Below are 17,889 nucleotides of genomic sequence, written 5' to 3' on the forward strand. Positions count from 1 at the left end.
GGTGCGGACGCTTCCTTTGTACTCACCCTCGCGGGCTTTCCTCCGGGCGCTTCCTTCGTTTCCGACTCTATCAGATCTTTCCGATCCGATTTCCTCGGTGCTTTCCGGTCCCTTTTCGACTTTCGTCGTTCCGGGCCCTTCCGGCGGTTCCGACTCTATCAGATCCTTTCGGCGTCTGATTCCCAGTCAGCGGGGTTTGTCTTCCCGGCCGTTGAGCCGTTCCGACGCCCTGAACCCTAGCGGATTTCCCCGGCGACCCGTTAATCGAGTCAATCGAAATGAATTTCGGCATGCCGAAATTCTTCCCGGTGGGGAGATCGTGCGGAGTTGAGGTGCCGCTACTGCGGCGGGATGGCTGTCGAAGAACCGTTCCGGCTCCGTGACAACTCGGAGAACACTACGCATCCCCGGGGGTCGTGTCAAGGCTCCCCCAGGGGCCCCGCCCGGGTCCGCTAGTCCAGGTCCGTCAGCCGGCCGCCGGCGTCAGGCTGAGTGAGCTCCACCCGGCGCAGCAGGCGGATCAGCATCTCGCCGAGGGCGCCGCGCTCTTCCCCGGAGAGGTCCTGGAGGAGCTCCTCCTCGAAGGCGGTGGCCATGCGCATGGCGTCCAGCCACTTCTGGCGGCCCTCGTCCGTCAGCTCGACGATCACGCGCACGCGGTTGGTCTCGTCGCGGTCGCGGGTCACCAGGCCCTCGCCGGCCATGCGGTCGATGCGGTGGGTCATGGCGGCCGGGGTGAGTCCGAGGCGCTTGGCGAGCTCGCCGGGGCCCAGGCGGTACGGGGCGCCGGAGAGGACGAGGGTCTTGAGGACCTCCCACTCGGCGTTGCTGATGCCGAGGTCGGCGACCTGGCGGCCGTTCGCCACGTTCATCCGGCGGTTCAGCCGGCCCAGGGCGGAGACCACCTTCTCGACCTGGGGGTCGAGGTCGCGGAACTCGCGCTGATAGGCGGCGATCTGCTCGTCGAGGCTCGGTTCCTGGGGGCCCGTGGCGCCGGACTGCTCGGTGGTGTCGGACATGCGGCGAGTATCCCATGGGGTTCGTTGGCGTTGAAGTCCTTCTATGTGTATCGTTAAGGATCGAACTTTAGGATTGAAGTCTTCAGGGTTCAGGGCTACAGCACTGAACCCGCGACCGAAGTGGGTGAGTGTGACCAAGGCGATGGGCGCAGCGATGCGCCGGATTCAGGCAGGCAGCGCGCTGAGCGCGTTCGGACTCGGCTTCACCGTGCCGTACCTCTATGTGTACGTGGCTCAGGTGCGGGATCTGGGCGCGAGCACCGCGGGTGTCGTACTGGCCGTCTTCGCCATGGCCGCACTCCTGGTGCTCCCCTTCAGCGGGCGCGCGATCGACCGGCGCGGGCCGGTCCCCGTGCTGCTCGTGGCCTCGCTGCTCGCCGCGCTCGGCGCGGTGGGGATGGGCCTGGCGGCGTCCGTGCCCGCGGCGATCGGTGCCGCGGCGCTCCTGGGTGCCGGTACGGCCGTGATGCAGCCGGCGCTTGCGACGATGATCGTCTGGTCCTCGACGCCGGCGGGCCGGACCCGGTCGTTCGCGATGCAGTTCTTCCTGCAGAACCTCGGTCTGGGCGTCGGCGGTCTGATCGGCGGCCAGCTGGTCGACGCCAGCCGTCCCGACAGCTTCCTGCTGCTGTTCTCGATCGAGGCGGCGATGTTCCTGGTGCTCGCGGGCATCGTGCTGACCGTGCGGATGCCGGAGTCGGCCGTCCTGCCGGCCGCCCGTCCGGCCTCCGGCCGGGGCGGCGGGGTCCGCGCACTGTTCGCCCACAAGGCGATGGTGCAGCTGTGCGTCCTGGGCTTCGTGCTCTTCTTCGCCTGTTACGGGCAGTTCGAGTCGGGTCTCGCGGCGTACGGCACCGAGGCGGCCGGAATCGACCCGTCGGCGCTCGGCATCGCCCTTGCCGCGAACACCGCGGTCATCGTGGTGGCCCAGTTCCTGGTGCTGAAGTTCGTCGAGCGCCGCAAGCGCACCCGGGTGATCGCGGCCGTCGGTCTGATCTGGACCGTGGCGTGGCTGTTCGCCGGGTACGCGGGCCTGGGGCACGGCAGCCAGACGATGGCGACGGCGGCGTTCGTCTCCACGTACGCGCTGTTCGGGCTCGGCGAGGCGATGCTGTCGCCGACGGTCGCGCCGCTGGTGGCCGATCTGGCGCCGGAGTCGATGGTCGGTACGTACAACTCGGCCTTCGCCCTGGTGAAGCAGCTGGCGCTCGCGGTCGGCCCGGCGGTCGGCGGTCCGATGGGGGCGTCGCTGCACGGCCCGTACATCCTGACCTTCGTGCTGTTCTCGCTCGGGATCACCTTCCTTGCGGTCCGGCTCGGCAGGCAGCTCACCCCGGTGCAGAACCAGCCGGCGCTGGCGGCCCGGCCCTCGCGGGTGGTGGCTCAGCACCAGCCCGCGAAGGAGACCGCCGCCGCCTGAGGCTGCTAGTCAGGCAGGGCGAACTCGCACCACACCGCTTTGCCGCCGCCCGGAGTGCGGCGGCTCCCCCAGGACGAGGCGATCGTCGCGATGATCGAGATTCCGCGACCCGCCTCGTCCTCCGTTTCCGCCCGGCGGCGGCGCGGCAGATGGTCGTCCCCGTCGGTGACCTCGATGATCAGGCGCCGGTCGGTGCGGCGCAGCCGCAGGCGCATGGGCGGGGTGCCGTGCTGCAGGGAGTTCGCCACCAGCTCGCTGGTGGCGAGGACGCCGAGGTCGCACAGTTCGACGGGGAAGCGCCAGCTGGCGAGGACGCCGGAGGCGAAGGCACGCGCGCGTGGGGCCGCCTCGATGCCGCCGAGCAGTTCCAGGGCGGCGTTGTGGAAGAGCTCGGCGTCGGAGCCCTTGCGGGCGGGGTGCTGGACGACGAGGACGGCGACGTCGTCGTCGTGGTCGGCGGTGACGCCGAGGGAGCGGAGCAGTCGGTCGCAGACGACCTGCGGGGTGCCGGTGGCGCCGGAGAGGGCGCGCTCCAGGGCGGAGACGCCCTCGTCGATGTCCTCGCGGCGGCGCTCGACCAGGCCGTCGGTGTAGAGGACGGCGGTGGAGCCGGGCGGCAGGGCGATGCTGCCGGAGGTGTGGAGCCAGCCACCGGTGCCGAGCGGCGGGCCGGTGGGGTCCTCGGCGCGGCGGACGGTGCCGTCCTCGTCCCGTACGAGGATCGGGAGGTGGCCTGCGGAGGCGTAGACGAGCTTGCCCTCGTTGGGGTCGTGGACCGCGTAGACGCAGGTGGCGATCTGGCTGGCGTCGATCTCGGCGGCGAGGCCGTCGAGCAGCTGGAGCACCTCGTGCGGGGGCAGGTCCAGGCGCGCGTAGGCGCGGACGGCGGTGCGCAGCTGGCCCATGACGGCGGCGGCGCGCACCCCGCGGCCCATGACGTCGCCGATGACGAGGGCGGTGCGGCCGGCGCCGAGGGTGATGACGTCGTACCAGTCGCCGCCGACGGCGGCGTCGGTGCCGCCGGGCTGGTAGGTGGCGGCGATGCGGAGGTCGTCGGGCTGTTCCAGCTCCTGCGGGAGCAGGGAGCGCTGGAGGGTGACGGCGGTCTCGCGGTGCCGGCGCTCGCTGGCGCGGAGCCGCTCGGCGGCCTCGGCGTGGTCGGTGACGTCGGCGGCGTGGACGAGGACGCCGCCGTCGGCGAGCTGCGGGCTGTCCACCGGGAGGCAGGTGACGGTGTAGGAGCCGCCGTCCTGGGTGCGGCGGGACTTCACGGTGCGGGGCTTGCCGCTGCGGAGCACCTGGTCGAGGAGCGGGAGGAGGCCGAGCTCCTCCGCCTCGGGGCAGGTGTCGGCGACGGTGGCGCCGGCCGGGCGGGGGCCGAACGCCGCCGCGTACGCCTCGTTGACGTATGCGATGCGGTGCTCCGGTCCGTACACGAGGGCGACCAGGCCGGGGAGGCGGCCGATGATCTCCCGCACGGTGAAGTCCTCGAGCGCGGGGACGCCCTCGGGTGTGCCGGACTCGTCGGCGGGGTGGTCCGGCCGGGGCCCGTACTCACCGCGGGCGGCGGGCACGGAGCCTTCGGTCCCGCGGGACGCCGCGCGGCGCTGCGTACCGGGGAGCCGGGCGCTCCAACGGGTGAAGTTCACGGATCTGTATGCCTCGTGGTGTCGTTGCCGTGCAGAGTCACTCTGTGCAGGTGTGAGCCCACCTATGGTCACACGTCCAGTGTGGACGAGTGCACTGACAGTGATGTCAGCCCGCGGGATCGTCCGGGGACTTGTCGGGGGACGGGTCCTTCGGTGCGGGTGGTGGTGCGGCGGCGAGTTCGAATTCGGCGCGTGGGTGTTCCAGGGAGCCGAGGGAGACGATCTCGCGTTTGAACAGGCCGGACAGGGTCCATTCGGCCAGGACGCGGGCCTTGCGGTTGAACGTGGGGACCCGGCTGAGGTGGTAGGCGCGGTGCATGAACCAGGCCGGGTAGCCCTTGAGTTTGCGGCCGTAGACGTGGGCGACTCCTTTGTGGAGCCCGAGCGACGCGACGGAGCCGGCGTAGGCGTGGGCGTACTCCTTGAGGGGCTGCCCGCGCAGGGCGGCGGCGATGTTCTCGGCGAGCACCTTCGTCTGGCGGACGGCGTGCTGGGCGTTGGGGGCGCATTCCTTGCCCGGCTCCCCGGCCGTCACGTCGGGGACGGCGGCGGCGTCGCCTGCGGCCCAGGCGTGTTCGGTGCCGGCGACGGCCAGCTGCGCGGTGCAGACGATCCGGCCGCGTGCGTCGAGCGGAAGGTCGGTGGCGGCGACGACCGGCGCGGGTTTCACGCCGGCGGTCCACACGACGGTACGGGTGGGCAGGCGGGTGCCGTCGCTGAGCACGGCGACGCGGTTCTCGCAGGAGTCGAGGCGGGTGCCGAGGCGTACGTCGATGTTGCGGCCGCGCAGCTCGCGGATGGCGTAGCGGCCCATCTCCGCGCCGACCTCGGGGAGGATCCGGTCGGAGGCCTCGACGAGCACCCAGCGCAGGTCCTCGGGCTTGAGGTTGTGGTAGTACCGCGCGGTGTAGCGGGCCATGTCCTCGAGTTCGGCGAGGGCCTCGACGCCCGCGTAGCCGCCGCCGACGAAGACGAAGGTGAGGGCGGCGTCGCGGATCGCGGGATCGCGGGTGGAGGAGGCGATGTCCATCTGCTCGATGACGTGGTTGCGCAGGCCGATGGCCTCCTCGACGGTCTTGAAGCCGATGCCGTGGTCGGCGAGGCCGGGGACCGGGAGGGTGCGGGAGACCGAGCCGGGCGCGATGACCAGCTCGTCGTAGCCGAGCCGGATCCGTCCGGTGCCCTCCTCCTCGGTGGCGAGGGTGGAGAGGGTCGCGGTGCGCTTGGCGTGGTCGACGGAGTGGACCTCGCCGATGACGATGCGGCAGCGGTCCAGGACCCGGCGCAGCGGGACGACGACATGGCGGGGCGAGATCGAGCCGGCGGCGGCCTCGGGCAGGAACGGCTGGTACGTCATGTACGGCTCGGGGGTGACCACCGTGATCTCGGCCGTGCGGCTCTTCAGCTCCGCCTTGAGCTGCCGCTGGAGGCGCAGCGCGGTGTACATGCCGACGTAGCCGCCGCCGACGACGAGGATGCGCACAGGTTCGGTCACTGTCCCATGACGCAACGCCGTCCGGGGTTTGTCCACAGGCCCGGCAAATTGTGTGACCGGAGGGGTGCGGAGGCGTGGGGTGGCGAATGGGTCGGGCGGGACGGGAAGTGCGCAGGTCAGGGTGGGGATGCCGGGTGGGGTCCGGGGCCGGAATCGGGAGGGTCCGGGTCCTTGCTCCGATCGGGGGGCGCACCGTACGGAACTGCCCCTTCTGAATTGACCCCGACTCAACTATGTTCGTACTTCGTCGGGGTGTCGGATCGCCGTGCGTGGACCAAGGGCGCGGCCCGGTCGGACCCCCGTGTCAGGGCGGGGAGTCTCCGGGGGGAGACATCATGAGCGGGGGAACGCTTATGCAGATTCAGGATTCTTACGGGCAGGTGCGTACGGCGCAGTCGGCGCCGAACGGGCGGTCCGCGCCGCTGCGGGTGGACGCGCAGCGGAATCTGGAGCATGTGCTCCGGGCGGCGCGCGAGGTGTTCGGCGAGCTCGGGTACGGGGCGCCGATGGAGGACGTGGCGCGGCGCGCCCGGGTCGGTGTCGGCACCGTGTACCGGCGCTTTCCCAGCAAGGACGTGCTGGTCCGGCGGATAGCCGAGGAGGAGACCGCGCGGCTCACCGAGCAGGCGCGCACCGCGCTCGGGCAGGAGGACGAGCCGTGGTCGGCGCTCTCCCGCTTCCTGCGCACCTCGGTTGCCTCGGGCGCCGGTCGACTGCTGCCGCCGCAGGTACTGCGGGTGGGCGTGGACGAGGTGGTGCTGCCCACCAGTGCGGCGGACGACGAGGCGCGGGTGCCGCAGCAGCGGGTCTCGGTGCCGGGCGCCGCTCCGGGTGTGAACGGGCACGCGGGACCGTCGGGACCGGCTGCCTACGGTGAGCAGGGCGAGCAGCGGATCGTGGCGCCGCGCGCGGTGCCGGCGGCCGAGCAGGACGACGCGGGGGCGGCCGAGCTCCTGGAGGTCGTCGGCCGGCTGGTGGACCGGGCCCGGGAGGCGGGCGAGCTGCGCACCGACGTGACGGTGTCCGACGTGCTCCTGGTGATAGCCACCGCCGCTCCCGCGCTGCCGGACGCGGCGCAGCAGGCGGCGGCCTCGGCACGGCTCCTCGACATCCTTCTCGAGGGTCTGCGCTCGCGGTAGGCCGACCCCTGGGGGAGCGCGGTTCTCGATGGTTCGCTCGATGCTCCGAGTGGACCGTCGAGCATGACACGAACGGATGAGCGGTTACGCCCGGAGACGGGAAGTCGCCCCGGACGGGTGGTAAGTGGACGCGGGGCTTCGGCATGCCCGCGCTCTGTGGCAGGCTTGGCCGCGTTCGGGTCCGAGCGTGTATACGGGGGCTTCCGCGATGAGCGGTGACAGTCGGGACGAGACGCCGGCCGCCGCCGGCACGGCGGAGGCGGGCGGGCTGCCGTCCCGGCAGGTGCCGAGCCAGGGCGGCCCGGGCGCAGCCCACGGCTCCGCGCCGAGCGCGCCGGCTCCCGAGGCGAGCGTGCCGCAGCAGCGCGAGGGCGGTGGCGTCCCGCCGTCGGCCGCCGAGGCGTTCGACCACGGCAGCGCCGATGCCGACACCGACTCCGGATCCGGCTCCGTCCTGCCGCCGCCGCTCGATCTGCCGCCGTCCGACGCCGAGCTGATCCAGCGCATGCGGGACGGCGACGACAGCGCGTACGAGGAGCTGTTCCGCCGGCACTCCGCCGCCGTCCGCCGCTACGCCCGCTCCTGCTGCCGGGACGCCGACACCGCCGACGACCTGACGGCCGAGGTCTTCGCCCGCACCCTGCAGGCGGTACGCGGCGGGGCCGGGCCCGAGCAGGCGGTGCGCGCCTATCTGCTGACCTCCGTGCGCCGGGTCGCCGCGACCTGGATCCGCACCCAGAAGCGCGAGCACCTGGTCGAGGACTTCGCGGTGTTCGCCGAGGAGGCCGCCCGGGCCGCCGAGGTCTCCGACCAGTCGGCGACCTTCGGCGCCGGGCTCGACCTGGGCGCGGACGTCCTCGCCATGCACGAGGCCGAACAGTCCCTGGCCATGCAGGCGTTCCGTTCGCTGCCCGAGCGCTGGCAGGCCGTGCTGTGGCACACCACGGTCGAGGAGGAGTCGCCCAGCGAGGTCGCCCCGCTGTTCGGGCTCACCGCCAACGCGACCGCCGTCCTCGCCAGCCGCGCCCGCGAGGGCCTCAAGCAGGCCTATCTGCAGGCGCACGTCAGCCAGTCGCTCACCGCGGGCGGCGACTGCGCCCGCTACGCCGACCGGCTCGGCGCGTACGCGCGCGGCGGGCTGCGGATGCGGGCCGAGCGCGGACTGCGCAAGCACATCGAGGAGTGCGCCAAGTGCCGGCTCGCCGCCGGTGAGCTGGCCCATGTGAACGCCGGGATCCCCGCGCTGCTGCCGGTCGCCGTCATCGGCTGGTTCGCCGCCGGGTACTCGCTCAAGGCCGCCGGCGTGGTGGCCGGCGGAGCCGCCGGGGCGGGCGCGGCCGGTGCCGCGGCCGCCGCGACGGGCGGCACCACGACCGGCTCCACCGCCGGCGCGTCGGCCGCCGCCTCCGAGGGCCTGGGCATCCCCGCCAAGGCAGGCATCGCCGCGGTGGCCGCGGTCGCCGCGACCGCGGGCCTGGTGTGGGCGCTGACCGGTGCCGAACCGGAGCCGGTCGCCCAGCCCGCCCCCACGCCGACGGTGGCCGCGCCCGCCGAAACGCCGCCCCCGCCGCCGAGCCCGAAGCCCACCCCGAAGCCGGCGCCTCCCCCCGTACCGGCGCCGCCGCCCGCGCCCAAGCCGACGCCGCGGAAGACCCCGCCGCCGAGCCCGACGCCGACGGCGAGCCCCACACCGAAGCCGACGCTCCGGCCGGTCGTGAAGCCCAAGGCGAAGCCGAAGCCGAAGCCGCCGAAGCCCGGCCCGGCGGTCTACCGGATCGACACGCTGCAGTACGGGGTCTTCGGCGACGGCACCAAGCCGGAGGTCAACCTCGCCCAGAGCAGCCTCGTGTGGCAGCGCTCCGGCCTGACGATGGACGGCACCCGCTACGCCCACGGCGTCAGCATGCACGCCCCGTCCTCGCTGCTCATCGACCTCAACCGCCAGTGCACGAGCTACGACGCGATCGTCGGCATCGACGACATCACCGTGCCCATCGGCCCCGGCGGCGTCCGCTTCTCCGTGTACGGCGACGGCGAACGCCTCTGGCGCTCCCCGGTCCTGCGCCGCGGCGACACCCCGATCCCGGTGCACGTCAGCCTGGCCGGCCGCCGCACCCTGCGCCTGGTGGTGGAGGAGCACACTCCGTTCGGCCAGGCGGCGATGGCGGACTGGGCGGAGTCGAAGATCAGCTGCCGGTAGCGGCGTAGGGCTCCAGCAGGGACAGGACCTCGTCCAGGGTGAGGCCGTGGCCCGAGGTGCGGGCGGCTTCGCGGGCCGGGCCGTCGAGGGTCGCGGCGGCTCGCTCCACCAGGGCGGTCGCCTCCTGGACTTCGGGGAGGGCGCGCGGGACGGCGGAGCGCCAGCCGTCGGTGGCGCCGAGCAGGCGGAGCGCCAGTGCCGGCTCGCCGGCAAGGGACAAGGCGCTGGCCACGCCCTCGGTCAGGCCCGTGGTGACGAACTCGGCGCTGCCCGCGTCGACGGCGAGCCGCAGCGCCGCGACGGCGTGGACGACGGCCGGGATCCCCGCCCCCTCGTGCGCCTCGATACGGGCGGCGAGGCCGTGCACGGCGGCCTCGAAGTGCGGTGGCGGGGTGCCCACGCCGACCGTCGCGCCGGCCACCTCGACATGGCGGCGGGCGGCGGGGACGTCTCCGTCGGACAGGGCGATCTCGGCGCGCAGGAAGCCGACATAGGTCCGGGCGTCGTGGACGTGATAGCGGTCGGCCTCGGCCGTCGCCTCGTCGAGTCCCTTGAGGGCGACGGCGCGGTCGCCCGCGCGGAAGTCGAGTTCGGCGAGCCGGGCGAGGAGGAACGGGGCCTCGGCGTGCGCGCCCACCTCGCGGGCGAAGGTCAGCCCCTCCACGTATGCCTCCCGGGCCTCCGCGAGCCGGCCGCGCATCATGTTGGCCTCGCCGGCGGCGCTGGCGACCTGGGCTCGCATCCAGCGGTCGCCGACCCGGCGGGAGAGGGCGCGCAGTTCGGCGAGGTCCTCGTCGATGCCGGGCATGCCGCCGGGCATGTCGACGATCATGTGGGTGCGGAACATCAGCGCGACCCCGATCTCCCATTCACCGCCGTACCGGCGGCAGTTGGCGACGGCCAGGTCGAGGAGGGCCCGGACGTCGGACGGGGTGTCGGTGAGGAAGCTGGTGAGCGGCCAGAGCATGCCCGGGAAGCGCGCGGACTCGGGGCCGGGGTGATCGGAGAACGCGGCCCGCACCCGGGTGACGAGGGCGGCGGCCTCCGGGTCGTCGCGGAGCGAGGGGGCGTTCGCGCTCTCCGAGGCGAGGAAGAACTGGAGCATGCGCAGCTGCATGCGGGGCCAGTAGCGGGGGTCGTCCGGGTCCGTGGGGTCCTCTCCGAGGCTCAGGGCGCGCTCGACCCAGCTCATGGCCTCGGGGCGGTAGTTGCGCAGCCACCAGAACCAGCCGATGGCGAAGACGAGCCGGACGGCGGCGGCCTCGTCGGGGGCGGTGACGACGGTGCGGTGCAGGGCGGCCCGGAGGTTGTCGAGGTCGCGCTCGATCCTGGCGATCCAGGGGAGCTGTTCGCCGGAGCGGAGCAGGGGGTCGGCGGTCTCGGCGAAGGCGGTGAAGTGGGCGGTGTGGGCGGCTTCGGCGGCGGCGCGCAGGGCGGGGGTCTCGGCGGCGCGCTCCGCCGCGTACTCGTGGATGGTCTCCAGGAGGCGGTAGCGCATCTCGCCGTCCTCGGTGGGGCTGGCCACCACGAGGGACTTCTCGACGAGGCTGCCGAGCACGCCGACGGTGTCGGGGGCGGGCGCGGGGGCGCCGGGTGCGGCCGGGTTCAGGGCCTCGGCGGCGGCGAGGTCCCAGCCGCCGGCGAAGACGGAGACCTGGCGCAGCAGGTCGCGTTCGGCACGGTCGAGGAGCTCCCAGGACCAGTCGACGACGGCGCGGAGGGTCTGCTGGCGGGGCAGCACGGTGCGGGAGCCGGAGGTGAGGAGCTGGAAGCGGTCGTCGAGGCGGTCGGCGATCTGGCGCGGGGTGAGCAGCCGCAGCCGGGCGGCGGCGAGTTCGATGGCGAGGGGCAGGCCGTCGAGGCGGCGGCAGATCTCGTCGACGGCCGGGAGGTCGTCCTCGGCGCGGAAGCCGGGGCGGACGGCGCGGGCGCGTTCGGCGAAGAGGCGGTGGGCGGGGGTCGGCGGGAGCGGTTCGACGGGGCGGACGGCTTCGCCGGGGACGCCGAGCGGCTCCCTGCTGGTGGCGAGGATGCGCAGCCCGGGGCAGTGGGTGAGGAGCGTCTCGGCGAGGGCGGCCGCGCCGTCGATGACGTGCTCGCAGTTGTCGAGGACGAGGAGCAGCGGGCGGCGGGAGAGGTGCTCGACGAGCTGGGCGGTGGGGTCGTCCTGGAGGGGGACGCCGTCGCGGGCGATCAGATTGGTCTCGCGCAGCCGGAGGGCGGAGAGGACGGCTCCGGGTACTGCCTCGGGGGTGTCGAGCGGGGCGAGTTCGGCGATCCAGGCGGCGGGGCCGGCGGCTTGAAGGGCGGCTTCCTCGGCGAGCCGGGTCTTTCCGGAGCCGCCGGGGCCGGTGAGGGTGACGAGCCGGGAGCGGTCGAGGTCGGTGCGGAGCGCGGCGAGGTCGGGCTCGCGGCCGACGAAGGAGGTGAGGCGGGGGCGGATGTTGCCGGTCTCGGACACGGGGGCGGGCGCGGGTCCGGGCGCCGGTGCGGGTGCGGGTACTGGGACCTCGCCGGCGAGGAGTTCGGCGTGCAGGGCGGCGAGTTCGGGCCCCGGGTCGGTGCCGAGGCCGTCGGCGAGGGTGCGGCGGGCGCTCTCGTACGCGGCGAGCGCGTCGGCCGGGCGGCCCTCCGCGCGCAGGGCGCGGATCAGCTGGGCGTGGAAGGTCTCGTCGTAGGGGTACGCGCCGGTCAGCTCGGTCAGCTCCGGGACGAGGCCCGTCGTGGCGCCGCGCCGCAGGTCGGCCTCGACGCGCTGCCGGAGCGCGGCGAGCCGCTGGGCCTCGGGGCGGACGCCGGCGGGCTCGGGCAGGTCGGCGAGCGCGGGGCCGCGGAACAGGGCGAGGGCGGTGCGCAGCAGCGCGGCCGCGCCCTCCGGATCCCCCGCGTCCAGCCGGGCGCCCGCCTCGCGCGCGTGCCGCTCGAACACGTACAGGTCGATGTCCTCGGGCCCGGCCGCCAGCCGGTACCCCCCGGGCCCCGACCCCACGGCCTCCTTGCCGAGCGCCCGCCGCAGCCGCCCGACGAGCGCCTGCACCGCGGCCTGCGCGTCGAGCGGCGGCTCGTCCCCGTACACGTCGTCGACCAACTCCCCCACGGACACCGTCCGCCCGCCCCGCAACGCGAGCGCGGCGAGCAGCGCCCGCAGCCGGGCGCCGCCGAGGGGAAGGGGCGCGCCGTGGACGTCGAGGACATCGGTGGTCCCGAGGATCAGATACCGCACCGCCCCATTCTCGCGGCTGCCCCCGCCGATCGCCTCGGGGTTTCCCCGGACAGGGGCGCGCGGGTCGCGCGCGCCGCCGGCTTGTCCCCAGGCTGTGGACGGGGCGCCGGACGCCCGCGCGGGCTTCCAGCCGACATCGCGGCGACTCCGGCAGGTCGCGGCAGGCCCGTACCTCCTGGCCGTACGGGAAAGGGGGCGTGCAGGCACCGGCCGGCACCGTCACCGGCCCCGCCCCTCGGGGGCCTCCCCTACGCCGGCAGCGACCGCGCCGTCGGGATCAGCGGCCCCGGCACCGCGCGGTGCCGGGGGGCGGCGGTGCCCGTCCAGCAGGAGCCGCGGCGGGCGAGGAGGCGGCGGAGCCAGAGTTCGGTGGAGATCAGGTCGGCGAGGCCGTCGAGGGGGACGGGTTCGCCGTCGGTGGCGGCGCGCAGGGCGCGGCGGACCACGCGGGCCTCGATCAGGCCCGCGTCGGCGAGGAGCGGCGCGTCGAAGAGGGCCATCAGGTGGGGGAGCGCGGCGCGCAGGCCCGCGCGGGTGGCGGCCGCCGGGACGGCGGGGTGCGGGGCGCCCCAGCCGGGCGGGAGGTCGTGGATGCCGGCGCCGGCGAGGACGGTGCGCAGCACGCCCGCGCGCGCGTCGGGCTGGACCCGCAGCGATTCCGGCAGGTCGCGGCAGGCCCGTACCACCTGGTTGTCCAGGAAGGGGGCGTGCAGGCGCTGGCTGCGGATCTCCGCCGCCTGCTCCAGGACCCGCAGGTCGGCGGCGGACCGCGCGAGGGCGGCACGCGCGCGTGCCTCGCCCGGGCGCTGCACGGAGGCCGGCAGGGTGGCCGCCCGGTTGAGCCGGACCGACACCTCGGCCAGCGCCTCCCCGGTCAGCCAGCGCGCCGCGGGCCCCGGCCGGGACCAGGCGAGCGCGGACAGCGAGGCCTCCAGGGGGCCGTGCGCCCCGGCGGGCGCCCGGTTGGCCTCGAGCACGCGCGTGGCGGCGGCCTCAAGACCGGTCCGGTACGGCGTACGGGCGAGCCGGCGCGCCGCCCGGTAGACCTGCAGCGGCACCAGCAGCGCGCCCGCCGAGGGCCCGGTGGCCTTGGCGAGCGCGGTCACGGGCCGCACCAGGGAGCGGCGCCGGCGGTCCATCAGGAGGTCGGCGAGGCGCGCCGGGTGGGCGTCCAGGACCTGCCGGGCGCCGAAGCCGGTGAAGTGGTCGGCGCTGCCGCCCGCCAGCCGCCGCCGGTGCCGTTCGGCCGTCACCAAAGAGGGGCCGGGTTCGTCCGTCAGCGGCCCTTCGAGCTCGGCGTACGGCAGGGCCTCCTCGCCCGCCGCGACGACCACGTGGTGCAGCCGCGGGTTGGCGGCGATCTCGCGGGCCCGGCCCAGCTCCTCCTGACTGCCGGGCCCGGTCAGGTCGTTGAAGGTGACGGCCAGCAGCCGCTCCCCCGCACCCGTACCGTGCCCGAGGACCGTGCCGGGCACCCCCGGCAGCCCGGCCGCGAGCAGCGCCAGGGTGCCCGACGCGCTGCCGCCGGACAGATCGGCGCCGATGCCGGGCGCGGGCGCGCCGCCGCGGGCCGCGCGCCGGTCGGCGGGCCCCATGCCGGGCACCGGGCCCGGGTCGGGCAGCGGCACCTCGGGCGCGTGCCGGGGAGCGGTGAGCCGGGCCCGTACCGCGTCGACCAGCGCGTCCCGCACCGCCTCCACGGCCTGCCGCGGATCGGCCTCGGGCGCGGCGACGGCGAGCGACGCGACCGTCTCGTAACCGGTGATCTCGCGGGAGCCCTCGCGCAGGATCAGCGCGTGCCCCGGCGGCACCCGGCGCACGCCCTCGTACGGGGTGGAGTCGCGCAGCGCCTCCGGGGTCTCGGGGCAGGCGAGCAGCGCCGCCAGGTGCCCGATGTCGAGCTGCGCCTCGGTGAGGTCGGCGAGCGGCAGTGCGGCGGTGCCGAAGGCGGTGCCGCCCGCCCACGGGGTGTGGAACACCGGCCGGGCGCCCGCGAGATCACCGGTGACGGTGATCCGGCGGCCGGTCTTCACCACGGCGGTGTAACTGCCCGCCCAGGCGGTCAGATGCCGCAGTGCGCCCCCGCGCGCGGTCAGCAGTCCGCGCCGCAGCTCGTCGTCGCTCGCGGCGCAGCAGCCGAGGACGGCGAGCCGGGTCTGCGCGTCGACGTCCACCAGGCGCACCTCGTCGGGCCGCCAGTCGCCGACCGCCCACAGCGGATCGGGGTCGCCCCACAGGAGTTGCGCGCCCACCGGGTGCACCGTGCGCCCCTCGCCCGGGTCGCCGACCGCGCCGGCGGATCCCGGGGAGCCGGGCGGCGCGGTGGGCGCGGCACCGAAGCGCGCGGCGACACTGCTCCAGCCCACCAGCCACCGCATCGCCGCCTCCACAAAGGTCGAGTGGAGGACATGCTGCCATGCCGACGGCGCACAGGGGGTATCACGGGTCGCATCGCGACAAGCGCGAATGCGCCCCTGGCATGGGCCAGTTGAGACGACTCACCGAACCATCGGAATTCGGCCAATCTCAACTGCCCGGCGGGGCGGGGGTTTGCACGGCAGTCCGGGAGGCGAACGCCTCCCGGAGCCGTCCGCCGCCCGCGGGGATTGGGGCGACGGTGTCCCCCAGCCCACCCGGTCCGGGACATCGGTCCTCGGCCAAGTGGGCCGACCCACGCAGCACTCATGGAAGCGCTCCCCCGGGTCACGGACGAGAGCGCACGGGCGGGCGCACGGCCACACGGCGGGAGCACGAGGAACCCGGCGCGGACCGCCGCTCATTCCATCCCACAACAATCTCGCCATACGGAACACCGCCCCTTAACGGTCGGGATCCGGCGAACTACGCTGTGCTTACGAATGCCGCACGCCTATGCCCGGCGTCGTGGCGGCGTCCGGGTGTCGTTGTCGAGGGGTGGCGTCATGTCCAGGGAGCAACGCGGGCCGAACGAAAAGCTCGGCACGGTTCTCGCCCTCGCGGGAATCAGCAATGCCGGGCTCGCCCGGCGCGTCAACGATCTCGGTGCGCAGCGGGGCCTGACGCTCCGCTACGACAAGACCTCGGTGGCCCGGTGGGTCTCCAAGGGGATGGTGCCGCAGGGCGCCGCCCCCCATCTGATCGCCGCCGCCATCGGCCAGAAGCTCGGCCGGCCCGTCCCGCTGCACGAGATCGGGCTCGCCGACGCCGACCCGGCGCCCGAGGTGGGCCTCGCCTTCCCGCGCGACGTCGGCGAGGCGGTCCGCTCCGCCACCGACCTTTACCGGCTGGATCTCGCCGGCCGACGCGGCGGCAGCGGCATATGGCAGTCCCTCGCGGGCTCCTTCTCGGTGAGCGCCTACGCGACGCCCGCCTCCCGCTGGCTGATCACCCCCGCCGACCCGTCGGTCGAGCGCCCGGCCCCGCGTCCCGCACCCGTGGCCCCCGGCCCGGGCCCGGCCGTCGCCGCTGTAGCCGCGGCGGCTGCGGCGGCTGCGGCGGCCGAGATCGCGGAGCACGCGCGCGTGGGACACAGCGACGTCGCCAAACTGCGCGAGGCCGCCGAGGACGCCCGCCGCTGGGACTCCAAGTACGGCGGCGGCGACTGGCGCTCCTCCATGGTCCCCGAGTGCTTACGCGTGGACGCCGCACCCCTGCTGCTCGGCTCGTACTCCGACGAGGTCGGCCGCGCCCTGTTCGGCGCCACCGCCGAGCTGACCCGGCTCGCCGGCTGGATGGCCTTCGACACCGGCCAGCAGGAGGCCGCCCAGCGCTACTACATCCAGGCACTGCGGCTCGCCCGCGCCGCCGCCGACGTGCCGCTCGGCGGCTACGTCCTGGCCTCCATGTCGCTCCAGGCCACCTACCGGGGCTTCGCCGACGAGGGCGTCGACCTCGCCCAGGCCGCCCTCGAACGCAACCGGGGCCTGGCCACCGCCCGCACCATGTCCTTCTTCCGGCTCGTCGAGGCCCGCGCGCACGCCAAGGCCGGCGACGGCACCGCGGCCGCCGCCGCGCTCAAGGCCGCCGAGGGCTGGCTGGAGCGCTCCCGCGAGGGCGATCCCGACCCGAGCTGGCTCGGCTTCTACACGTACGACCGGTTCTGCGCCGACGCCGCCGAGTGCTACCGCGACCTGAAGCTGCCCCGGCAGGTGCGCCGCTTCACCGAACAGGCGCTGTCCCGGCCCACCGAGGAGTACGTGCGCTCGCACGGCCTGCGGCTCGTGGTGTCGGCCGTCGCCGAGCTGGAGTCCGGCAACCTGGACGCCGCCTGCGCCGCCGGCACGCGCGCGGTGGAGGTGGCCGGACGCATCTCCTCCGCCCGCACCACCGAGTACGTACGGGACCTGCTGCACCGGCTCGAACCGTACGGGGACGAGCCCCGCGTCATGGAGCTCCGCGAGCGGGCCCGCCCGCTGCTCGTGGCCCCCGCATGACCGGCCCGACACCGTCGCGGCGGCCGGGCCGCGTCCGGCCCGCACCGGCGTGACACTCGTCCCACGGTGCGGTCGGTTTAGCCGGGATGTCAGTGGGCCAGTGCACTATCAGGGGTGGGAGGTGGCGCTGGTGTCCAGGTCGGACCGCTACGACTGTGACGTGCTCGTGATCGGCGGCGGGATCGTCGGTCTGTCGACCGCGTACGCGATCACGCGCGCCGCGCCCGGCACCCGGGTCACCGTCCTGGAGAAGGAGCACGCCCCGGCCCGCCACCAGACCGGGCGGAACAGCGGCGTGATCCACAGCGGGATCTATTACCGGCCCGGCTCGCTCAAGGCCCGCTTCGCGGTCGAGGGCGCGGCCGAGATGGTCAAGTTCTGCGCGGAGTACGGCATCCCCCACGAGGTCACCGGCAAGCTGATCGTCGCCACCGACCGCGAGGAGCTGCCCCGCCTGCACGCGCTCGTGCAGCGCGGCCGGGAGAACGGGATCCCGGTCCGCGAGCTCGGCCCCGCGCAGATCACCGAGTACGAGCCGCGGGTGCGCGGCCTGGCCGCGATCCACGTCGGCAGCACCGGCATCGTCGACTACGGACAGGTGGCGGCCCGGCTCGCCGAGGCCTCCGGCGCCCGCATCCTCTACGGCTCGCCCGTCGAGCAGATCGACCGCCGCCCCTGGGGCGTGGCGGTGCGCACCGCGGCCGGGCGGGTGGTGCGCGGCCGGGTCCTGGTGAACTGCGCGGGCCTGCACTGCGACCGGGTCGCGCGGCTCGCGGGTGACGACCCGGAGATGCGGATCGTCCCCTTCCGCGGGGAGTACTACGAGCTGACCGACCCCTCCCTCGTCCGCGGCCTGGTCTATCCGGTGCCCGACCCCGCCTTCCCCTTCCTCGGCGTCCATCTGACCCGCGGCATCGACGGCGGCGTCCACGTCGGGCCGAACGCGGTCCCGGCACTCGCCCGCGAGGGCTACGGCTGGACGGTCGTCCGGCCCCGCGACCTCGCCGGCACCCTGGCCTGGCCCGGCAGCTGGGCCATCGCCCGGGAACACTGGCGCTACGGGGCGGGCGAGCTGCACCGCTCCCTGTCCAAGCGCGCCTTCACCGAGGCGGTACGGCGGATGCTGCCGCTCGTCGAGGAGCGCGACCTGCGCCGGACCACCCCGGGCGTGCGGGCCCAGGCCGTCCTCAAGGACGGCACCCTGGTCGACGACTTCCTGATCCGGGAGTCCACCCGCACCGTGCACGTGCTCAACGCGCCATCCCCGGCGGCGACCGCCTCGCTGCCGATCGGCCGCGAGGTCGCGGGCCGGGCGCTGGCCCAGCTGTAGGG

At 74.7% G+C, this 17,889-nt stretch carries 10 protein-coding genes; 5 read left to right on the forward strand and 5 right to left on the reverse strand.

Annotation, left to right across the window (positions count from 1 at the left end; genetic code table 11):
- Positions 1-452 precede the first annotated feature (452 nt).
- Entirely contained in the window at positions 453-1,019 is a 567-nt protein-coding gene (locus tag KV205_RS00005; RefSeq protein WP_265861127.1) for a MarR family winged helix-turn-helix transcriptional regulator, read from the reverse strand.
- A 142-nt stretch (positions 1,020-1,161) separates the two neighbouring features.
- Here KV205_RS00005 and KV205_RS00010 point away from each other — a divergent pair, with 142 nt between their 5' ends.
- Positions 1,162-2,439, forward strand: coding sequence for an MFS transporter (locus tag KV205_RS00010; protein WP_265861863.1), 1,278 nt, complete (start codon positions 1,162-1,164; stop codon positions 2,437-2,439).
- 5 nt (positions 2,440-2,444) lie between these two features.
- Here KV205_RS00010 and KV205_RS00015 read toward each other — a convergent pair whose 3' ends face one another.
- Positions 2,445-4,088 carry a SpoIIE family protein phosphatase gene (locus tag KV205_RS00015; protein ID WP_265861128.1) on the reverse strand — a complete coding sequence of 548 codons (1,644 nt, stop codon included), beginning with the start codon at positions 4,086-4,088 and terminating at the stop codon, positions 2,445-2,447.
- A gap of 106 nt (positions 4,089-4,194) precedes the next feature.
- Entirely contained in the window at positions 4,195-5,583 is a 1,389-nt protein-coding gene (locus KV205_RS00020) for an NAD(P)/FAD-dependent oxidoreductase (protein WP_265861130.1), read from the reverse strand.
- A gap of 353 nt (positions 5,584-5,936) precedes the next feature.
- Here KV205_RS00020 and KV205_RS00025 point away from each other — a divergent pair, with 353 nt between their 5' ends.
- Positions 5,937-6,722 carry a TetR/AcrR family transcriptional regulator gene (locus KV205_RS00025; RefSeq protein WP_265861131.1) on the forward strand — a complete coding sequence of 262 codons (786 nt, stop codon included), beginning with the start codon at positions 5,937-5,939 and terminating at the stop codon, positions 6,720-6,722.
- 208 nt (positions 6,723-6,930) lie between these two features.
- Positions 6,931-8,922, forward strand: coding sequence for a sigma-70 family RNA polymerase sigma factor (locus KV205_RS00030; protein ID WP_265861132.1), 1,992 nt, complete (start codon positions 6,931-6,933; stop codon positions 8,920-8,922).
- On the opposite strand, the gene KV205_RS00035 is transcribed toward KV205_RS00030, so the two are convergent.
- Both KV205_RS00035 and KV205_RS00040 read right to left on the reverse strand, forming a co-directional pair.
- Entirely contained in the window at positions 8,909-12,145 is a 3,237-nt protein-coding gene (locus tag KV205_RS00035; RefSeq protein WP_265861133.1) for a BTAD domain-containing putative transcriptional regulator, read from the reverse strand. The genes KV205_RS00030 and KV205_RS00035 overlap by 14 nt on opposite strands.
- 248 nt (positions 12,146-12,393) lie before the next feature.
- Positions 12,394-14,523: an asparagine synthase-related protein gene (locus KV205_RS00040; RefSeq protein ID WP_265861135.1), complete on the reverse strand. Its 2,130-nt coding sequence runs from the start codon at positions 14,521-14,523 to the stop codon at positions 12,394-12,396.
- A 543-nt stretch (positions 14,524-15,066) separates the two neighbouring features.
- On the opposite strand from KV205_RS00040, the gene KV205_RS00045 reads away from it, so the two are divergent.
- Together KV205_RS00045 and lhgO are read left to right on the forward strand one after the other, a co-directional pair.
- Positions 15,067-16,557, forward strand: a complete 1,491-nt coding sequence (locus tag KV205_RS00045) for an MFS transporter (protein ID WP_265861136.1) — start codon at positions 15,067-15,069, stop codon at positions 16,555-16,557.
- Between the two features lie 130 nt (positions 16,558-16,687).
- Positions 16,688-17,887 carry an L-2-hydroxyglutarate oxidase gene (gene lhgO, locus KV205_RS00050; RefSeq protein WP_265861138.1) on the forward strand — a complete coding sequence of 400 codons (1,200 nt, stop codon included), beginning with the start codon at positions 16,688-16,690 and terminating at the stop codon, positions 17,885-17,887.
- Positions 17,888-17,889 lie beyond the last annotated feature (2 nt).

The organism is Streptomyces sp. SKN60, from assembly GCF_026236535.1.
GTDB lineage: Bacteria > Actinomycetota > Actinomycetes > Streptomycetales > Streptomycetaceae > Streptomyces.

What these genes read in the sequence shown, in the direction of transcription:
- KV205_RS00005 (WP_265861127.1), bottom strand. Translation starts at nt 1,019, where the DNA reads ATGTCCGACACCACCGAGCAGTCCGGCGCCACGGGCCCCCAGGAACCG.
- KV205_RS00030 (WP_265861132.1), top strand. Translation starts at nt 6,931, where the DNA reads ATGAGCGGTGACAGTCGGGACGAGACGCCGGCCGCCGCCGGCACGGCG.
- KV205_RS00025 (WP_265861131.1), top strand. Translation starts at nt 5,937, where the DNA reads ATGCAGATTCAGGATTCTTACGGGCAGGTGCGTACGGCGCAGTCGGCG.
- KV205_RS00040 (WP_265861135.1), bottom strand. Translation starts at nt 14,523, where the DNA reads ATGCGGTGGCTGGTGGGCTGGAGCAGTGTCGCCGCGCGCTTCGGTGCC.
- KV205_RS00010 (WP_265861863.1), top strand. Translation starts at nt 1,162, where the DNA reads ATGGGCGCAGCGATGCGCCGGATTCAGGCAGGCAGCGCGCTGAGCGCG.
- KV205_RS00045 (WP_265861136.1), top strand. Translation starts at nt 15,067, where the DNA reads ATGTCCAGGGAGCAACGCGGGCCGAACGAAAAGCTCGGCACGGTTCTC.